This is a genomic window from Streptomyces lichenis (genome assembly GCF_023218175.1).
Classification (GTDB): domain Bacteria; phylum Actinomycetota; class Actinomycetes; order Streptomycetales; family Streptomycetaceae; genus Streptomyces; species Streptomyces lichenis.
On sequence record NZ_JALPTH010000046.1, the window covers coordinates 1 to 19,144 of the forward strand.

Sequence of the window (19,144 nt, forward strand, 5' to 3'; positions counted from 1 at the left end):
CCCGCCCCCCATCCCCACCCCCCTCCCCGTCCTCACCTCCTCCCTCCTCTCCGGACTGCTCGCCGCCGCCACCGGCCCACGGCCCGAGCTGGTGGCCTGGCTGGCGGCGGTCCCGGTCGCGGTGCTGCTGGCCTCGGTCGACCTGGCCGTGCACCGGTTGCCGGACCGCCTCACCCTCCCCCTGGCGGCCGGGCTCGCCGCCCTGCTCGGCGGCGCGGCCCTGCTCCCCGGGCACGCCGGCTCCTGGTCCGGGGCGCTGCTCGGCGGACTGGTGCTCGGCACCGGGTACGCCGTGCTCTTCCTCCTCAACCCGGCCGGTCTCGGCTTCGGTGACGTCAAGCTGGCGCTCGCCCTCGGCACCGCGCTCGGCTGGTACGGCTGGCCGGTGCTGTTCGCCGGCACCTTCGCGGGCTTCCTGCTCGGCGCGGTCTACGGCCTCACGCTCATCGCCCTGCGCCGGGCGGACCGGAAGAGCGCCATCCCGTTCGGCCCCTTCATGCTGGGCGGCGCCCTGCTGGGCGTGCTCCTCGGAGCGCTCGCCGCCCACCCCTGACAACACGGCCCCGGATCGGCCCGGCTCGGCTCCCGAAACGGCGGGGAGCCCGCACCTAGCATGCGGGCGTATGCGGACATCCATGGACGAAGTCACCCCGGTCGAGAAGCCCACCCCGACGGCCGTCACCGCACCCGCCGCCCCCACGGAGGTGATCACCCCCCACCGCACCGCCACCGCCCCCTGGGTGCCCTGGGCCTGGGCCGCCGCCCTCGGGGCGCTCTACGCCACCGTCGCCGTCCGCCGGCACCTCCTCCTCCGCACCACCGGCTACGACCTGGGCATCTTCGAACAGGCCGTCCGGGCCTACGCGGAGCTGCGCGCACCCGTGGTCCCCCTGCGCGGCGAGGGCTTCAACCTGCTCGGCGACCACTTCCACCCGCTGGTCGCCGCCCTCGCCCCGCTCTACCGGCTCTGGCCCTCCCCGCTCTGCCTGCTGGTCGCCCAGTCCGCGCTGCTCGCCCTCGCCGTCGTCCCGCTCGCCCGCTGGGCCGGCCGTGCGCTCGGCCCCGGCGCCGCGCACACCGTCGCCGCCGGGTACGGGCTGAGCTGGGGCATCTCCTCGGCGGCCGCGTTCGACTTCCACGAGGTGGCCCTCGCCGTACCGCTGCTCGCCTTCGCCCTGGAGGCCCTGGGGCGGCGGCGCTGGCGGGCGGCCGCGGCCTGGGCGGCGCCGCTGCTCCTGGTCAAGGAGGACCTCGGGCTCACCCTCGCCGCGGTCGGCGGGTACATCGCCTGGAAGGGGCCGCGCCGGCTGGGGCTGCTCACCGCGGCCGCCGGGGTGCTCGGCTCGGCCGTGGAGATCGCCGTACTCCTCCCGGCGTTCCACCCGGCCGGCGGCTACGCGCACGGGGGCAACCTCGACGAGGGCGCGTACGGCTCGCTGCTCTCCGCCCTCGCCCACGCCCCGCTCGACCTGCTCCGCCCCGACACCAAGGCCACCACCCTGGTCATGGTGTTCGCGCCGTCCGCGCTGCTGGCGCTCCGCTCCCCGCTGGCCCTGATCGCGGTGCCCACCCTGGCCTGGCGGCTGCTGTCGGACAACGGCTTCCACTGGGGCACGGCCTTCCACTACAGCGCCGTACTGATGCCGGTGGTCTTCGCCGGGCTGATCGACGCCCTGACCACGATGCGACGGGACAAGCACTCCGCGGCCACCCGCAACCTCCGGGCCCCGCTCGCCACGGTGCTCGCCGTCACCGCCGTCCTGCTGCCGCCCTTCCCGCTGGCCCAGCTCGCCCAGCGGGCCACCTGGCGCACCACCCCGCACATCGAGGCCGCCCGCGAGCTGCTCGCCCGCATTCCGGACGGGGCGTCGGTCGCCGCCTCCAACCGGCTGGTGCCGCAGCTCACCTCCCGCTGCACGGTGGTGGTCTTCCCCGCCTTCCCGGTGGAGGGGCGGCTGTACGAGTACCGGCCCGGGCGGCTGCCGCGGCCGAGCGCCGAGTGGATCGCCTTCGACCGCCGCGCCCCCGAGGCCTGGCCGTACCGGACGGGCCACTGGCCCTATCCGATCGAGCGGCAGGAGGCCGAGCTGGCCGCCGCCAGGAAGCGGTACGGCTACCGCGAGGTCGCCACCCGGGACGGCATCACCCTGCTGCGGGCCGCCCCCCGCCCCAGCGGGGCCGTCAACAGGGCGCCGCGTTGACCGGGTCACCCCTGCGGCGGACGGCCACCCCCGTCACCGGCCACGAAACCGCCCTCACACCGCACCCGGACCCGGCGCCGGGCCGCTGTCCTCCGATTTCGGAGCGTAGTCGCGGCGGGTCGTGGCACGCAGCATCACTTACGAAGGGTTATGGTGGAAACCCCCCCTCGGGCCGGTCCGTATCCCCCCCACGGACCGGCCCGTTTTCTGTCTCCCGACTTCTGCTCCCCAAGGGCTCAGCTCCGGGCCGCCCAGATGTTCGTCCCCTCGGTGTCCACCGCGTAGGAGTCGATCTCCGCCAGCTCCTCCGCCGTCAGCGGGGCGGCCGACAGCGCGCCGAGGTTCTCCTCCAGCTGCCGCACGCTGGACGCGCCGATCAGCGCGGAGGTCATCCGCTCGTCGCGCAGCACCCAGTTCAGCGCCAGCTGGTTGAGCGACTGGCCCCGCCGCTCGGCGATGGCGGCCAGACCGCGCAGCCGCCGGACGACCTCCTCCGAGAGCAGGTCCGGGTCCAGGGACTTGCCCTGGGTGGCGCGGGAGCCCTCCGGGATGCCGGTGAGGTACTTGTTCGTCAGCAGGCCCTGGGCGAGCGGGGCGAAGGAGATGCAGCCCATCCCGGCCGCCTCCAGGGTGTCCAGCAGCCGGTCCTCCTCGGTCCACCGGTTGATCATCGAGTAGGACGGCTGGTGGATCAGCGCCGGGACGCCCATCTCGCGCAGCAGCCGGGCCGCCTCGGCGGTCTGCTCGCTGCTGTACGAGGAGACGCCCACGTACAGCGCCTTGCCCTGCCGGACCGCGGACGCCAGCGCGCCCATGGTCTCCTCCAGCGGGGTCTCCTTGTCGAAGCGGTGCGAGTAGAAGATGTCGACGTAGTCGACGCCCATCCGCTTCAGGGATGCGTCCAGCGAGGAGAGCAGGTACTTGCGGGAGCCCCACTCGCCGTACGGCCCGGGGTGCATCAGGTACCCCGCCTTGGTCGAGAGGACCAGTTCATCCCGGTACGGGCGGAAGTCCTGGGCGAAGAGCTTGCCGAAGTTCAGCTCCGCGGACCCGGGCGGCGGCCCGTAGTTGTTGGCCAGGTCGAAGTGGGTCACCCCGAGGTCGAACGCGCGGCGCAGGATGGCGCGCTGGGAGGAGAGGGTGCGGTCGTCGCCGAAGTTGTGCCACAGGCCGAGGGAGATGGCGGGCAGCTTCAGCCCGCTGCGGCCGGTGCGGCGGTACTCCATCGTCTCGTAGCGGTCGGCGGAGGGCAGGTGTACGGGGGTGTCTGTCACGTCTTTCTGCCTATCACGACCCTCCCCGGACGATCACGCCGGCCGATCCCGCCCGGCCGGGCCCATGGGCTCGCCTCCCCCGAACTGCTCATTTCCTCCGACCAACCCCTTATCGCAGGATTGTGACCGGCCGGGTTGGGCCGCCGCCCACCCCGCGCAGTAATGTGGCGGCTTCGGGGACGGCCGCGGCGCCGCCGGATCGCGCGGGCCTTGCGCCTCGGGCCGTTTCCCCTGTTCTCCCCGGGTCGACGCCATGGCGGACCCGTAGGCAACCGGAAGGTGAGATCGGGTGAACTTTCGCGACCTGGTGTACAGGCTCTACGCACGCCGGGTGGAGGGCCGCCTCGATCATGCCCAGGTGCCCAAGCACATCGGCGTCATCCTGGACGGCAACCGACGCTGGGCCAAGGCCTCCGGCGGCACGCCCGAGCAGGGGCACCAGGCCGGGGCCAGCAAGATCCAGGAACTGCTCGGCTGGTGCGACGAGACCGACGTCGAGGTCGTCACCCTCTGGATGCTCTCCACCGACAACCTGAACCGCCCCGAGAAGCAGCTGGTCCCGCTGCTCGGCATCATCGAGGGGGCGGTACGGGCGCTCGCCGCCGACGGCCGCTGGCGGGTGCACCACGTGGGCACCATGGACCTGCTGCCCGCCCGTACCCAGAAGGTGCTCAAGGAGGCCGAGGAGGCCACCCGCGGGCACACCGGGATACTCGTCAACGTCGCCGTGGGCTACGGCGGCCGCCAGGAGATCGCCGACGCGGTCCGCTCGCTGCTGCTGGACCACGCCGACCGCGGCACCTCCTTCGAGGAGCTGGCCGAGGTCGTCGACATCGACCTCATCTCCGAGCACCTCTACACCCGCGGCCAGCCCGACCCGGACCTGGTCATCCGCACCAGCGGCGAGCAGCGGCTGTCCGGCTTCATGCTCTGGCAGAGCGCCCACTCGGAGTACTACTTCTGCGAGGTGCACTGGCCGGCCTTCCGCAAGGTCGACTTCCTGCGCGCGCTGCGCGACTACGCGGCCCGCCACCGCCGTTACGGCACCTGAGCCCACCCCCCGGCAACACCCCCCGGCTCCGGTCACCCTCCGTTCACCGACGCGTCGTCATATGCCATGGCATGGCGCAGCGCCGAGGAGGGAATATCCCCTCCAGTGTGAGCGGGACTCAAGACCGCTCACCCAGGAGGCCCTTTGCACCGGTTGCACGCACCGCATCCGCCGCGCCCGTCGCGTCCGCCGCACCCGGACGGCCGAGCCGGAGGGAGCGCGTCCCGCGCCCTCCCGGTACCGGTCGCCCCGCCGGCGGCGGCACGGCGGCCCGGCGGCGGCACCGGCAGCCGGTCCACACCCCGTACCCGGTCCGCGCCCTCCGTACCGCCCGCACCCCGCGGACGGCCGGAAACGCGCGTCCCGGGGCCGGCAGGGGCCTTTCCCGAGGCCGTCGCGGTCCCACCGCGACCTCACCGGTCTACAAGAGCCTCTATAAGAGGGGGTCTGTCCTCACCGTGGTGAAAAGCACCAAGCGCCGCTTCGACGACCGGCGCACCTACGTACTCGACACCAGCGTCCTGCTGGCCGACCCCAACGCGGTGACCCGCTTCGAGGAGCACGAGGTCGTGCTGCCCGTCGTGGTGGTCACGGAGCTGGAGGCCAAGAGGCACCACCCGGAACTGGGCTACTTCGCCCGGCAGGCGCTGCGCCTGCTGGACGACCTGAGGGTCCGGCACGGACGGCTCGACGCCCCGCTGCCCATCGGGGAGCTCGGCGGCACCCTGCGGGTGGAGCTGAACCACTCCGACCCCGGCGTCCTGCCGGCCGGCTACCGCCTCGGCGACAACGACTCCCGCATCCTGGCCGTCGCCCGCAACCTGCAGGCCGAGGGGTACGACGTCACGGTCGTCTCCAAGGACCTGCCGCTGCGGATCAAGGCGTCCTCGGTCGGGCTGCTCGCCGAGGAGTACCGGGCGGAGCTGGCCATCACCGACTCCGGCTGGACCGGGATGGCCGAGCTGCCCCTGACGGCCGAACAGGTGGACCTGCTGTACGCGGAGGAGACCCTCCACGTCCCGGAGGCGGCCGCCATGCCGGTGCACACCGGGCTGGTGCTCCAGTCGGAGCGCGGCAAGGCGCTGGGCCGGGTCGGCACGGACGGCTCGGTACGGCTGGTGCGCGGGGACCGCGAGGCGTTCGGCATCCGCGGCCGCAGCGCCGAGCAGCGGGTCGCCCTGGACCTGCTGCTCGACCCGGAGGTGGGGATCGTCTCGCTGGGCGGCCGGGCCGGCACCGGCAAGTCGGCGCTGGCGCTCTGCGCGGGCCTGGAGGCCGTACTGGAGAGAAGACAGCACCAGAAGGTGATGGTCTTCCGTCCGCTGTACGCCGTCGGCGGCCAGGAGCTCGGCTATCTGCCGGGCACCGAGGCCGAGAAGATGAGCCCCTGGGCGCAGGCGGTGTTCGACACCCTGTCCGCGGTGGCGGGCCGGGAGGTCATCGAGGAGGTGCTCGGCCGCGGCATGCTGGAGGTGCTGCCGCTCACCCACATCCGGGGCCGCTCGCTGCACGACGCGTTCGTCATCGTGGACGAGGCCCAGTCGCTGGAGCGCAACGTCCTGCTGACGGTGCTGTCCCGGATCGGCGCCGGGTCGCGGGTGGTGCTCACCCATGACGTGGCGCAGCGGGACAACCTGCGGGTCGGCCGGTACGACGGAGTCGTCGCCGTGGTCGAGAAACTGAAGGGGCATCCGCTCTTCGCGCATGTCACCCTCACCCGCTCCGAGCGGTCGCAGATCGCCGCCCTGGTGACCGAGATGCTGGAGGACGGACAGATCTGACCGAGTCCACCCCCTTCCGGACCGATTCGATGTCATTTCCGCCTGATATGGCGGAAACTGGCCATCGAGGAGGGAAGTGAGGGGAAGTGCGAGGGGTGCCGCCCGGCAAAGCAGACGAGCTTAGCCGGGCGGCACCGCCATGTGCGGCCGAACGCCCAAAACTCCTGTGACGCACGGGGTGTGAGCTTTCCCACGCAACGGATAATTGCCTTGCGGTGTCATGGTCGGGCAAAGTCTTGCTTCCGTCAGGCCCCGCATACGGCACCTCGTGACAACTCAACAGCCGCTCGCCGTATGCCGCCCGCAGCACCACGCGGCGCTCCCGCCACGGGAGTCGCCCATCGGGTCCGCGTCCCCCGTGACACAGCAGTTCGGGGACCAGCGCCAGGGGCACGATCGCGCCCGCGAGGTCACCGCAGCGGGCGACGCTGGAAGGAAACCGTGTGAGCCGGATCTCGGTCCGGGGATTCGCAGTGGCGTCGGCCACCGCGGTCACCACTGTGGGCGCCGTCGTCGGTGTGGCCTCGGGCGGCACCGCCCAGCCCGCGAGCGACAACCTTGAGGCCGCCGCCGCGGACACGACGCTTCTGGCGGAGATCCCCGCCGGCCGGCAGGCCCAGGTCCAGGTGGCGTCCCTGACGCAGCAGGCGGAGGCGCAGGCCGCGGTGGCCGACTCCACCGCGCAGAAGTCCGCCGAAGAGGCCGCCCGCGTACAGGCCGCCAAGGACGCGCACGCCAAGAAGGCCGCCGCCGACAAGGAGGAGGCCGAAGCCAAGGCGAAGGCCAAGGCCGAGGCGGAGAAGGAAGCCAAGGAGAAGGCCGAGCGCGAGGACGCGAAGGAGCGCTCCAGCCGGAGCGAGATCCGCTCCGCGTCCGCCTTCGCCCCGCAGTCCTCCTACTCGGTCTCCGAAGTCCAGGCCATGGCGCGGCAGATGGTCCCGGGCGACCAGTTCCAGTGCTTCAGCAACATCGTGAACCACGAGTCCACCTGGAACTACAAGGCGTCCAACCCGTCCTCGGGCGCCTACGGCCTGGTCCAGGCGCTGCCCGGTTCCAAGATGGCCTCGGCCGGCGCCGACTGGCAGACCAACCCGGCCACCCAGATCAAGTGGGGCCTGGGCTACATGAACGAGCGCTACGGCAGCCCCTGCGGCGCCTGGTCGTTCTGGCAGGCCAACCACTGGTACTAGGCCTCACCAGGCCTCCCGGCTTTCCCCCGAAGCCCCTCGCCACCCGGTATGCGTCCGGCGGCGGGGGGCTCCGTGCGTGTACGGTCGGTCCGTACTTTTCGGGGGACGCGCGGGGGGAAGAGAGTAGGTCATGTCGAAAGTGCCAGGGTGGCTCGGCCGGACGGGCGCCGGGTTGACCCGGATGGGGAAGCGGCTGGAAGAGCGCAGAGCCGCCGCGCACGGCGAGGATCCGCACGGCGACGATCCGCACGCCGACGATCCCTCCGCCGCGCCGGGCAGCATCCCCGCCCCGCCCTCCTACGCCCCCGCGGTGGCCGCCCCGCCCGAGCCGGTGGACGCCATCCCCTGGGGGATGCGGGTCGCCGCCGAGGCCGGCTGGCGGCTGCTCGTCCTGGCCGGCACCCTCTGGGTGCTGATGCGGGTGATCAGCGCGATCCAGCTGGTGGTGCTGGCCTTCGTGGCCGCGCTGCTGTTCACCGCGCTGCTCCAGCCGACCGTCGCCCGGCTGGTCCGGCGCGGGCTGCCGCGCGGGGTGGCCACCGCGGTCACCGCCATCCTCGGCTTCGTCTTCATCGGGCTGATCGGCTGGTTCGTCGTCTGGCAGGTGCTGGACAACATCGGCGACCTGTCCGCCCGGGTGACCGACGGCATCGACGAGCTCAAGGCATGGCTGCTGGACAGCCCGTTCCATGTCACCGAGGCGCAGATCAACGACATCGCCGCCAACCTCCAGGACACCATCGGCACCAACACCGAGGAGATCACCTCGGCCGGCCTCCAGGGTGTGACGGTCCTGGTGGAGTTCCTCACCGGCATGCTGCTGGCCTTCTTCTCCACCCTCTTCCTGCTCTACGACGGCAGGAAGGTGTGGCAGTGGGTGCTGCGGCTGGTCCCGGCCCGGGCCCGCACCGGGGTGGCCGGCGCCGGACCGCGCGCCTGGACCACGCTCACCGCCTATGTCCGCGGCACGGTGATCGTCGCCATGATCGACGCCATCTTCATCGGCCTGGGCGTCTACTTCCTCGATGTGCCGCTGGCCGTCCCGCTCGGTGTGATCGTCTTCCTGGGCGCCTTCATCCCGCTGGTCGGCGCGGTCGTCTCGGGCGCGCTGGCGGTGGTCGTCGCCCTGGTCACCCAGGGAGTGTTCACCGCGCTGATGGCGCTGCTGGTGGTGCTGGCGGTGCAGCAGATCGAGGGCCATGTGCTCCAGCCCTTCATCCTGGGCCGGGCGGTGCGGGTGCACCCGCTGGGCGTGGTGCTGGCGGTCGCGGCCGGCGGACTGGTCGCCGGGATCGGCGGCGCGGTGGTGGCGGTGCCGCTGGTGGCGGTCACCAACACGGTCGTCGGCTATCTGCGCAAGTGGAGCAACGAGCAGGCCATGCGCCGGGTGCCGCCGGACGTGGCGGCGGGCCCCCCGGTGGCACCCGAGGCCCCGCCCCCCGGGATCTGAACGGGAAAGAGAGGGTACGACGAGAGGGCCCGCCGGCAGCAGCCGGCGGGCCCTCTCGTACATCTCCCCTGTGCCCCGGTCCTCACGGTCCGGGCCGGGACCGGGGTACTACTCGGCCAGGACGGCCTCGGCGTCCAGCACGGCGCCGACCGCCTGGAGCACGGAGGCGATCTTCACGGCCTCCTGGACGGTCTCCCGCTCCACACCGGCCTTGCGCAGCACCTGCTCGTGCGAGTCCAGGCACATGCCGCAGCCGTTGATCGCGGAGACGGCGAGCGACCACAGCTCGAAGTCGACCTTCTCCACGCCCGGGTTGCCGATGACGTTCATCCGCAGACCGGCGCGCAGGTTGCCGTACTCCGGGTCGGAGAGCAGATGGCGCGTCCGGTAGAAGACGTTGTTCATCCCCATGATCGCCGCGGCCGACTTGGCGGCCGTGTACGCCTCGGGCGACAGGTTGGCCTTGGCCTCCGGCTCCAGCTCACGCAGCACCCGCGGCGAGCGCGAGGCGATCGCGCAGGCCAGCACGGTGCCCCACAGCTGCTGCTGCGGGAGGTCGCTGTTGCCGATGACCGAGCCGAGGTTCAGCTTCAGGTCCTTGGCGTAGTCCGGTACGGCGGACTTCAGCTCGTCGAGGGCCATGGGTCACTCACCGGCCAGCAGCTTGACCGGGTCGAGGGTCTCCTCGCCCGACTTCCAGTTGCACGGGCACAGCTCGTCGGTCTGCAGGGCGTCGAGGACCCGCAGGACCTCCTTGGGGTTACGGCCCACGGAACCGGCGGTCACCATGGTGAACTGGATCTCGTTGTTCGGGTCGACGATGAACACGGCACGCTGCGCGAAGCCGTCCTCGCCCTCGACGCCGCACTCGCGCATCAGCTCGTGCTTGGAGTCGGCGAGCATCGGGAAAGGCAGGTCACGCAGGTCGGCGTGGTCCTTGCGCCAGGCGTGGTGGACGAACTCCGAGTCACCCGAGGCACCGAGGATCTGCGCGTCGCGGTCGGCGAACTCCTCGTTCAGCTTGCCGAACGCGGCGATCTCGGTGGGGCAGACGAAGGTGAAGTCCTTCGGCCAGAAGAACACCACGCGCCACTTGCCCTCGTAGGACTTGTGGTTGATCTGCTCGAACTCCTTGCCGCTCTCCAGCGACACGCAGGCGGTCAGGTCGTACGTGGGGAACTGGTCACCGACAGTGAGCACACGCTCTCCTTGCAGCTGGGAAGCCCCTGGGCAGGGCTTCCGGGGTTGGACGGAGCCCCAGCATGGCACGCGGTGCATTGATCAGTGAAATAGCCGGACTGGCTTGTGTTGATCGGACCTCCTTATGAGTTCGCTGTGGATGCACGGATACGGGGGGTGGATTGCGCGGCTGGTCGGAGGCCGGGTCGGCCGCCGTGCGAGGCGAGGGGGCGGGCGACGGGCCCGCCGGCCGCGAATGGCGCACTCCCACCGGTCGGGCGGGCCGGACAGCCGTGCGCCACTCGAAAGGGCACCCGGTGCCCGACTGCCTCACCTTGCGCCCGCGAATGATCGGCCTTATGGGTAAACTCGTTCGGGTTGATCGACGGCGGTTATCAGTGAGGCGCCCGGACGGCGTCCGCAGTGAGGCAGCGGAAGTACGTGCAGAAGAGCAAGCAGCCCAGCCTGGCCCAGTTGCGGGCGTTCGCCGCGGTCGCCGAGCACCTCCACTTCCGGGACGCCGCCGCGGCCATCGGGATGAGCCAGCCCGCGCTCTCCGGCGCCGTCTCCGCCCTGGAGGACGCCCTCGGGGTGCAGTTGCTGGAGCGAACCACCCGCAAGGTGCTGTTGTCACCCGCCGGCGAACGGCTCGCCAGCCGGGCCAAGGCGGTGCTGGACGCGGTGGCCGAGCTGATGGAGGAGGCCGAGGCCGCGCAGGCGCCGTTCACCGGGATGCTGCGGCTCGGGGTGATCCCGACCGTCGCCCCCTATCTGCTGCCCACCGTGCTCCATCTGGTGCACCAGCGGTACCCGCGCCTCGACCTCCAGGTCCACGAGGAGCAGACCTCCTCGCTGCTGGACGGGCTGGCCGCCGGGCGGCTCGACCTGCTGCTGCTCGCCGTACCGCTCGGCGTACCCGGCATCACCGAACTCCCCCTCTTCGACGAGGACTTCGTGCTGGTCACTCCCGAGGGGCACGAGCTGGGCGGGCGGTCCGGCATCCCGCGCGAGGCGCTGGCCGAGCTGCGGCTGCTGCTGCTGGACGAGGGGCACTGCCTACGCGACCAGGCGCTGGACGTCTGCCGGGAGGCGGGCCGCACCGACGCCCCGGTCACCACCACCGCGGCCGGGCTGGCCACCCTGGTCCAGCTGGTGGCCGGCGGCCTCGGGGTGACCCTGCTGCCGCGCACCGCGGTCGCCGTCGAGGCCGGCCGCAACGAGCGGCTGCGCACCGGCTCCTTCGCCGCACCCGCCCCGACCCGCCGGATCGCCCTCGCCATGCGGTCGGGCGCCGCCCGGCAGGGCGAGTTCGAGGAGCTGGCCGCCGCCCTGCGGGAGGCGATGTCCACGCTGCCGGTACGGATGCTGGGCCCCGAGGGCTGAGCCCCGTACAAACCGGAGCCCCCGCCCGCCCCCGTACCGCCGCGGGCCCGTACCGCCGGGAGCGAGCCCGCACGGGACGCCCGTACCGCCGCAGGCACCGGCACCCGGCCCCGTACCGCCGCGGCTCGTACGGCCGGGAGCAGCCCGCACAGGGCGCCCGTACCGCCGCAGGCGCGGCCGACCGGCGCCCTGCCTCACTCCGTCCGCAGACCGTCCGGCCGGGTCTGGCGCCAGAGGGCGGGCAGGCTCAGCAGGGTCACCGCGGCGACCAGGGCGGCGCCCACCGCGGCCACCGGCCAGGCCACCGGCAGATCGGCGCGCTCCTCCAGCAGCCGCCGGGGCTCGTCGGGGTCGTTCGTCCCCAGCGAGAACAGCCCGAGCTGGGCCCGGGCGGTGTGTGGCCGGGTGGGGCACATGAAGTCGCTCCGCACCGCGCCGAACAGCATCAGCAGCGCGATCGCCCCGGCCGCCGCCACCACGACCCCGCTCACCGCCCGGGCCGCCCGGCCGCCGTCCCGCCGCAGCCGGCGCACCGCCAGCTGCCAGGAGACCGGGCCACCGCCCAGCCGCCGGGCCACCGCCTCGATCAGCCAGGGCAGCAGCGCCGCCACCCCGGCCGGTGTCAGCAGGGCGCCACCAGCACCGCGAGCGGCCAGTCCCCGCCCCCTGAGCAGCGGAGGAGCACTCATCCCCGCTGGCCCTTCCCCTGCCCGCCGACCACGTCCGCCAGCTCGTCCAGCCGGGCCGCGGTCAGCTCCAGCCAGCGCAGATCGGCCTCCAGATGGAACAGGGCGTGATCGCAGATCAGCTGGTCGGCCAGGTCGCCGTCCTGCTTGCGGCGGGTCAGCTCCCGGGTCAGCCGCAGATGCTCGGCCCGCTGGGTGTCCAGCAGCCCGGCCGCCGGGCGCCCGGTCAGCAGGGCGAGGACGACCTTGGTGTACAGGGTGGACTGGAGGTACGGCTCCGGCTTCTCCGGCTGCTCAAGCCAGCGGGCCACATCGGTGGTCCCGGCGTCGGTGATCGCGTACCGCTTGCGCTCGGGCCCCTCGCCGGGCTCGATGCCCTCCACCTCCACCAGGCCGTTCCTCAGCAGCCGGGACATGGTCGCGTAGACCTGCCCGTAGTGCAGGGAGCGGCCCTGACCGAAGGCGGAGTCGAAGGCGCGCTTGAGGTCGTACCCGTGCCGGGGTCCGGATTCGAGCAGGCCGAGCAGGGCGTGGCCGATGGACATGCGGTCACTCTACGACCTGCGTATACACCCATTGCATACGGGGCGGAGGCGCCCGTTCCCCTGGGGCGCCTCCGCCCTGCCCATGCGAGAGGTCACTCGCCGGCCGGCGGCTCCGGCCGCTTCGGCGGGCGCCCGCGCCGGGCGATCGGGGCGGGCGAGTCCGGCAGTCTGCCGGCCTCCGCGAGCGCCCGGCGCAGCAGGAACTCGATCTGCGCGTTGGCGCTGCGGAGATCGTCCGCCGCCCACCGGGCCAGCGCGTCGTACACCTTCGGGTCGAGGCGGAGGAGTACCTGCTTGCGCTGCTGCCGGTCCGGGGTCACTGGTACAGCGAGCCCGTGTTCAGCACCGGCTGGGCGGCGCGGTCACCGCAGAGCACCACCATCAGGTTGGACACCATGGCGGCCTTGCGCTCGGAGTCCAGCTCCACGATGTCCCGCTCGGTGAGCCGGTCCAGCGCCGCCTCGACCATGCCGACCGCGCCGTCCACGATCTGCCGGCGGGCCGCGACCACCGCGCCCGCCTGTTGGCGCTGGAGCATCGCGGAGGCGATCTCCGGGGCGTACGCGAGGTGGGTGAAGCGGGACTCGATGATGTGGACGCCGGCCGCCTCGACCCGGGCGTGCAGCTCCACCGCGAGCTTCTCGGTGATCTCCTCCGCGTTGCCGCGCAGCGAGAGCCCCGCCTCGTCATGCGCGTCGTACGGGTACTCGATGGCGATGTGCCGCACCGCGGCCTCGGTCTGGGTGGAGACGAACTCCAGGAAGTCGTCCACCTCGAACAGGGCCTGCGCGGTGTCCTCCACCTTCCAGACCACCACCGCGGCCAGCTCGATCGGGTTGCCGTAGGCGTCGTTGACCTTCAGCACCGCCGTCTCGTGGTTGCGCACCCGGGTGGAGATCTTCGCCCGCGAGGTGAACGGGTTCACCCAGCGCAGCCCGTCGGTGCGGATGGTGCCCCGGTAGCGGCCGAAGAGCTGGACCACCCGGGCCTCGCCGGGGGCGACCATGTTCAGCCCGCACATGGCGAGGAAGGCCGCCAGGGCGACCAGGATGCCGCCGGTGATCAGCCCGGCCCTGGCGCCGTTGCCGAGGTCCGGCGAGGCGCCGGCGATCACCATCAGCACCCCGCCGGCGAGCCCGGCCAGCCCGAGCAGCAGGGCGAGCCCGCCCCCGATCGACCGCGCCGCGAACTCCCGCACCCCCGGCTCCGGCATCTCCGGGACATCCCCCACCAGCGCGTCCGCCCTGCCCGGCGCCTTGTTCTTGTCGTCCATGGTCACAACCGTCCCCCGCTTCCCACTCGCCCGATCAGCTAGCGCTGACTTATCAATCTGATAGCACTTTAACAGTCGACTCGCCTCGGAACGCAACCCCGGAGCCCCCTGAGGAGTCGGTTCCACTGGAAGCGGTGCTGATTCTCACGTCCGGAAAAGACCGGATGCGTCGACCTTTGACGTCATCCCTGGTGTTAGTTTGCTGAGCTGATCCGCTGCGGATCCGCGGCGCGGGGGCGCGGCGGCCGGCGAGGCGGCACCGGGTGCGGGGGGCACCACCGGACATCCACCGGCCCACGACGGCCGGTACACCGGCACACAGGACCAGGCGCCGCCGAGCGCTGAGCAGGAACCGAGCAGAGCGGAGCGACGGAGCGATGGGTGCAGCGAGTGCGGAGACCGGGGGCGCGGCCATACGCAAGCGCCGCTTCTTCACCTGGCGGCGGCTGCTGGGCACCTTCCTCGGGCTCTGCCTGCTGGCGATGGCGGCCTTCTACGTGGTCTACCTGCTCGTCCCGGTGCCCAGCGCCAACGCCGACGCGATACGCCAGTCCAACGTCTACAAGTACAGCAACGGCAAGGTCTTCGCCCGCACCGGCAAGGTCAACCGCGAGATAGTCGACCTCACCAAGATCCCCGACAATGTCGAGAAGGCGTTCGTCGCCGCGGAGAACAAGTCCTTCTACGAGGACTCCGGCGTCGACATCAAGGGCACCGCCCGCGGTCTGCTGAACACCGTGACCGGCCAGGGCAAGCAGGGCGGCTCGACCATCACCCAGCAGTACGTCAAGAACTACTACCTGAACCAGGACCAGACGGCGACCCGCAAGCTCAAGGAACTGGTGATCTCCCTCAAGGTCGACCAGCGGATGGCCAAGGAGGAGATCCTCGCCGGCTATCTGAACACCAGCTACTACGGCCGCAACGCCTACGGCATCCAGGCTGCCGCCCAGGCCTACTACCGGGTCGACGCCGACGAGCTGACCGTGGAGCAGGGCGCCTACCTCGCCTCGCTGCTCCAGGCCCCCAGCCAGTACGACTGGGCGGTGGCCGGCGAGAACGGCCGCACCCAGGTCAAGCAGCGCTGGAACTACGTACTGAACAACATGGTCGAGGAGAACTGGCTCACCTCCGCCGAGCGCGCCGGGATGACCTTCCCGGTGCCGAAGCAGCCCAAGGCCCCCCTCGGCATGGAGGGCCAGCGCGGCTACATCGTGGAGGCCGCCAACAAGGAGCTGGTCGAGCAGGGCGGCATCACCGAGGCCGAGCTCAAGGCCGGCGGCTGGACCATCACCCTCAACATCGACGAGAAGCGCCAGAAGCAGCTGGAGAAGGCGGTCAAGCGGAAGCTGGAGGACAACCTCGACCGCAAGGGCAGCAAGGTCGACGCCACCGTCCAGGCCGGCGCCACCTCCGTGGACCCGAAGACCGGCGGCGTGGTCGCCCTCTACGGCGGTGTCGGCGCCACCGAGCACTGGACGTCCAACGCCACCCGCCGCGACTACCAGCCCGCCTCCACCTTCAAGCCCCTGGTCTTCGCCTCCGCCCTGGAGAACGGCTCGGAGACCCAGGACGGCCGCACCATCGGCCTGGAGACCGTCTACGACGGCACCAGCCGCCGCCCCGTGGTCGGCAGCGACATCCCCTTCAACCCGCAGAACGACCTGGGCGTCAGCTACGACAACCCCACGGTCCGCACCGGCCTGGCCCGCTCCATCAACTCGGTGTTCGCCCAGATGATCGTGGACGTCGGCCCGGGGCTGGTGAAGAAGACCGCGCTCGGCCTCGGCGTGCCCGACGGCGAGGGCTTCGTGAAGACGCCCGCCATGTCCCTGGGCACCATGGGCGCCTCCACCTGGGACATGGCCGGGGTCTACGCCACCCTGAACAACCACGGCAAGAAGGTCACCCCGTCCATCGTGCGGTCCGCCGAGCACAAGGACCGCACCTTCGACCGGAAGACCGACCCCGTCGGCGACCAGGCGGTCAGCCGCCAGACCGCCGACACCGTCACCGAGGGCCTGACCGGCGTGGTGGACAACGGCTCTGGCTTCGAGGCGAACACCCCGGCCTACGACGCGGCCGGAAAGACCGGCACCTCCGAGAACAACAAGTCGGCCTGGTTCGCCGGCTACACCCCCGAGCTGACCACCGTGGTCGCCCTCTTCGGCGAGAAGCCGGACGGCACCGGGCAGGTCTCGCTCACCGGCACCGCCCAGTCGGGCCGCGCCAACGGCGGCGGCTTCCCCGCCCGTATCTGGGCCGACTACACCCTCGGCGCCCTCGGCGGCGGCTCCGACGCCCGCTTCGACCTGGACGTCGCCGACACCGTCGACCCCGGCCCGCCCACCCCCACCGACACCCCCAGCGACGACCCGTCCCCCTCGGACACTCCGAGCGACGACCCGTCCCCCTCCGACACCCCGAGCGACGACCCCTCGCCCTCGGACACCCCGAGTGACGACCCGTCCCCCTCGGACACCCCCAGCGACGACCCCTCGCCCTCCACCACCCCGAGCGACGAGCCCACCGACGACGGCACCGGCGACCCGGGCGACCCCGGCGGCACCGTCGAAGGCACCATCGGCGACCCGGGCGACGGCGACATCACCCTGGACCCGGTCGAGCCCTGAACCACCCGATGGGCCCCGTGACCCACGGGGCCCATCAGCCACCGCGCCGGGTCAGCCGCCCACCGGCCAGAGGCCCGGTCACCGGCGGCGCGAGCCCGTCCTAGGTGGAGAGCTCGAACCACACCACCTTCCCGGTGGACAGCCGCGTCGCTCCCCACCTCCGCGCCAACCGGTTCACCAGGAACAGCCCGCGCCCACCCTCGTCGGTGTCCCGCGCCCGCCGCTGCCTGGGCAACTGCGGCGAGTCGTCGCCGACCTCGCACCGCAGCACATCCGTCCGCAGCAGCCGCAGCGTCACCGGCCGTTCCGCGTACCGCACCGCGTTGGTGACCACCTCGCTGACCAGCAGCTCCACCTGGTCGGACAGCTCCTCCAGGTCCCAACGGGCCAGCGCCCGGCGGGCCAGCCGACGGGCGCGGCCCGGAGCCGCGTCCTCCGGTTCCAGGAACCAGTACGCCACGTCACTCGGCGCGATCCCGTCGAACCGGGCCGCCAGCAGCGCGATGTCATCGTCCCGGTCGCCCGGCCCGAGCATGTCCAGCACGTCGTCGCAGAGCGCCTCCAGCGGCGGCGAGTGGTCCGGCCCGGTCAGCTGGGCGGTGGCCGCCAGCCGCTCCCGCAGCTGCTCGATCCCCGCCCACACGTCCCGCATCCGGGACTCCACCAGCCCGTCGGTGTACAGCAGCAGGGTCGCCCCGGCCGGCGCGTCCAGCTCCACCGCCTCGAAGTCCACCCCGCCCACACCGATCGGCGCCCCCGGCGGCACCCGCAGCACCTCGGCCCGGCCGCCCAAGTGGAGCAGCACCGGCGGCGGATGGCCCGCGTTGGCGATGGTGATCCGGTGCGCGACCGGGTCGTACACCGCGTACAGACACGTCGCCATCCGGTTCTCGCCGAGCCGCTGCGCCTGCTCGTCCAGGTGGTGCAGCACCTCCTGCGGCGGCAGGTCCAGCCCGGCCAGGGTCTGCGCGGTGGTGCGCAGCTGGCCCATGATGGCCGCCGAGGTCATCGAGTGGCCCATCACATCGCCGACGACCAGCGCCACCCGGCTGCCCGGCAGCGGGATCGCGTCGTACCAGTCGCCGCCCACCCGCGCGGTCTCCGCCGCCGGCAGATAGCGCGAGGCCAGCCGCACACCCGTCGGCTGCGGCAGGTTCTCCGGCAGCATGGTGCGCTGGAGCTCGTCCGCGATGTACGCCTCCCGGCCGTACAGCACCGCCTTGTCGATGCCCAGCGCGGTGTGCGTGGCGAGCTGCGCGGCCACCAGCAGGTCGCCCGGCTCGAACGGCGAGCGGTCCGGGCGGCGCAGGAAGACGGCCGCGCCGATCACCCGGCGCCGCCCCCGCAGCGGCGCGAGGATGGCCCGGTGACCGGTCGGCACGCACCGGTTGTCGCCCAGCAGCTCCGGGAAGGCGGCACGGGCGGCGGCGGAGTCGCCGAACACCGGCCGCACCCCGCGCAACACCTCGGCCAGCGCCCCGCCGGTGCGCACCTCGCACAGCTCGGACGCCGGGCCGAGGTCCAGCTCGTCATCGGGGTCGGCCGCGGTCAGCGACAACTCCCCGCCGTCTTCGGTTAAACGCAGCCGGTCCGTGCGCCGCAGCCGCAGCACGAACGGGTCCACCGGCCGGTCGTCGCCGACCGGCAGCGGGTCGCGCAGATAGACCAGGATCGCGTCGGAGAAGGTCGGCACGGTGGCCCGGCACAGCCCGAGCACGATCTCGTCCAGGTCGATGCCCCGGGCGATCCGCCGGGTCGCGGCACCGACGAACCGCAGCCGGTCGGCCTCCCGCCGCGCCGCGCCCGCCGGATCCAGCAGGCCTTCCCCGCCATCCGCCCCACCGTCCGGCATACCGCCACCACCCACCGCACGCGCACCACCCGGCGTACCACCACCGGCCACCGACACACCACCGCCACCACCATCCGCGGGCACACCGCCCGCGGCCGCCCCCGCCGCCGCACCGCTCCCACCCCGCTGACCACGACCCACCGGGCCGGCCCCCGCCCCGGAACCCGTCCCGGCATCCGGCCGCGGCAGGCTCGCGGCGGCGGCCCGGGCCACCGCGGGGGTGCCGGCGCCCTCCCCGGCGGCCGGCTCGGCTATCGCCTCACCGGCGGCCGACGCGACCGAGGGCTGTGCGGGCACTCCGACGGCCCGGGGCGGTGTCTGCGGCCGCGGCCGGGTGCGTTCCTGCGGCCCGGCAGCACGGGGCTGGCGGCCTTCATGGGAAGTGGGCTGCTCCGTCACGCGTGCGATTCCGTCCGTCCGGGCCGGTAGTGCGGTGCGATCGCTCTGTCAGGCGCTGTACCAGGCGCTATACCCGCTCTGAACGCGGCGTCGACAGAGGGGGACGGTTCCGGGCACGGATGGGACACGATCCACCCCCTCTTGAATGACTTCTGAATGACTTACGGTCAGTTCCTGCACTCTGCTCAGTCGTTACTGCGCGACAACATCGCGGAAGGCGATCCTACGTTTGCACCCCAGGGGCGCA

The 19,144-nt window shown here is 72.5% G+C and carries 16 protein-coding genes; 8 read left to right on the plus strand and 8 right to left on the minus strand.

All coding sequences use genetic code 11. The features are described from left to right. Window positions 1–553 (plus strand): prepilin peptidase (locus tag M1O15_RS30140; protein WP_248637410.1); only part of this gene is annotated, 553 nt, incomplete at its 5' end. An 82-nt stretch (window positions 554–635) separates the two neighbouring features. Continuing rightward, window positions 636–2,201 (plus strand): DUF2079 domain-containing protein, encoded by a 1,566-nt coding sequence (locus tag M1O15_RS30145; protein WP_248637411.1) that lies wholly within the window; start codon window positions 636–638, stop codon window positions 2,199–2,201. Between the two features lie 236 nt (window positions 2,202–2,437). On the opposite strand, the gene mgrA is transcribed toward M1O15_RS30145, so the two are convergent. Continuing rightward, window positions 2,438–3,475, minus strand: coding sequence for an L-glyceraldehyde 3-phosphate reductase (gene mgrA / locus M1O15_RS30150; protein WP_308282425.1), 1,038 nt, complete (start codon window positions 3,473–3,475; stop codon window positions 2,438–2,440). A 289-nt stretch (window positions 3,476–3,764) separates the two neighbouring features. On the opposite strand from mgrA, the gene M1O15_RS30155 reads away from it, so the two are divergent. The 4 genes from M1O15_RS30155 (at window position 3,765) to M1O15_RS30170 (ending at window position 8,947) form a co-directional block, all read left to right on the plus strand. Beyond that, entirely contained in the window at window positions 3,765–4,526 is a 762-nt protein-coding gene (locus tag M1O15_RS30155; protein ID WP_248637412.1) for an isoprenyl transferase, read from the plus strand. A 458-nt stretch (window positions 4,527–4,984) separates the two neighbouring features. Continuing rightward, complete coding sequence (phoH2, locus tag M1O15_RS30160; protein ID WP_248637413.1) at window positions 4,985–6,307, plus strand: RNA 5'-3' helicase PhoH2; 1,323 nt, start codon at window positions 4,985–4,987, stop codon at window positions 6,305–6,307. Window positions 6,308–6,750: 443 nt separating this feature from the next. Continuing rightward, entirely contained in the window at window positions 6,751–7,497 is a 747-nt protein-coding gene (locus M1O15_RS30165; RefSeq protein ID WP_248637414.1) for an aggregation-promoting factor C-terminal-like domain-containing protein, read from the plus strand. A 130-nt stretch (window positions 7,498–7,627) separates the two neighbouring features. Beyond that, window positions 7,628–8,947: an AI-2E family transporter gene (locus tag M1O15_RS30170; protein ID WP_248637415.1), complete on the plus strand. Its 1,320-nt coding sequence runs from the start codon at window positions 7,628–7,630 to the stop codon at window positions 8,945–8,947. Window positions 8,948–9,055: 108 nt separating this feature from the next. Here M1O15_RS30170 and M1O15_RS30175 read toward each other — a convergent pair whose 3' ends face one another. Both M1O15_RS30175 and M1O15_RS30180 read right to left on the minus strand, forming a co-directional pair. Further along, a complete protein-coding gene (locus M1O15_RS30175) occupies window positions 9,056–9,589 on the minus strand; it encodes an alkyl hydroperoxide reductase (RefSeq protein ID WP_248637416.1) in 534 nt (177 codons plus the stop codon). Between the two features lie 3 nt (window positions 9,590–9,592). Further along, window positions 9,593–10,147, minus strand: coding sequence for a peroxiredoxin (locus M1O15_RS30180; protein ID WP_248637417.1), 555 nt, complete (start codon window positions 10,145–10,147; stop codon window positions 9,593–9,595). Window positions 10,148–10,549: 402 nt separating this feature from the next. Between M1O15_RS30180 and M1O15_RS30185 the strand changes: the two genes are divergently transcribed. Beyond that, the gene (locus M1O15_RS30185; protein ID WP_248637418.1) at window positions 10,550–11,509 is read left to right on the plus strand and encodes a hydrogen peroxide-inducible genes activator; all 960 of its coding nucleotides are present in this window, start codon (window positions 10,550–10,552) and stop codon (window positions 11,507–11,509) included. Window positions 11,510–11,703: 194 nt separating this feature from the next. Here M1O15_RS30185 and M1O15_RS31950 read toward each other — a convergent pair whose 3' ends face one another. The 4 genes from M1O15_RS31950 to M1O15_RS30205 form a co-directional block, all read right to left on the minus strand. Further along, window positions 11,704–12,198: a hypothetical protein gene (locus M1O15_RS31950; RefSeq protein WP_372499622.1), complete on the minus strand. Its 495-nt coding sequence runs from the start codon at window positions 12,196–12,198 to the stop codon at window positions 11,704–11,706. After that, window positions 12,195–12,740 carry a PadR family transcriptional regulator gene (locus M1O15_RS30195; protein WP_248637419.1) on the minus strand — a complete coding sequence of 182 codons (546 nt, stop codon included), beginning with the start codon at window positions 12,738–12,740 and terminating at the stop codon, window positions 12,195–12,197. Before M1O15_RS30195 ends, M1O15_RS31950 begins: the two co-directional genes overlap by 4 nt. 92 nt (window positions 12,741–12,832) lie before the next feature. After that, window positions 12,833–13,060 (minus strand): type II toxin-antitoxin system antitoxin, encoded by a 228-nt coding sequence (locus M1O15_RS30200; protein WP_248637420.1) that lies wholly within the window; start codon window positions 13,058–13,060, stop codon window positions 12,833–12,835. Further along, window positions 13,057–14,013, minus strand: coding sequence for an SPFH domain-containing protein (locus M1O15_RS30205; RefSeq protein ID WP_248637421.1), 957 nt, complete (start codon window positions 14,011–14,013; stop codon window positions 13,057–13,059). Before M1O15_RS30205 ends, M1O15_RS30200 begins: the two co-directional genes overlap by 4 nt. 377 nt (window positions 14,014–14,390) lie before the next feature. On the opposite strand from M1O15_RS30205, the gene M1O15_RS30210 reads away from it, so the two are divergent. After that, on the plus strand, window positions 14,391–16,646 hold the full coding sequence (locus M1O15_RS30210; RefSeq protein WP_248637422.1) for a transglycosylase domain-containing protein: 2,256 nt from the start codon (window positions 14,391–14,393) through the stop codon (window positions 16,644–16,646). A gap of 100 nt (window positions 16,647–16,746) precedes the next feature. Here the strand turns inward: M1O15_RS30210 and M1O15_RS30215 are convergent, their stop codons facing one another. After that, window positions 16,747–18,897, minus strand: a complete 2,151-nt coding sequence (locus M1O15_RS30215) for a SpoIIE family protein phosphatase (protein WP_248637423.1) — start codon at window positions 18,895–18,897, stop codon at window positions 16,747–16,749. Window positions 18,898–19,144: the final 247 nt, after the last annotated feature.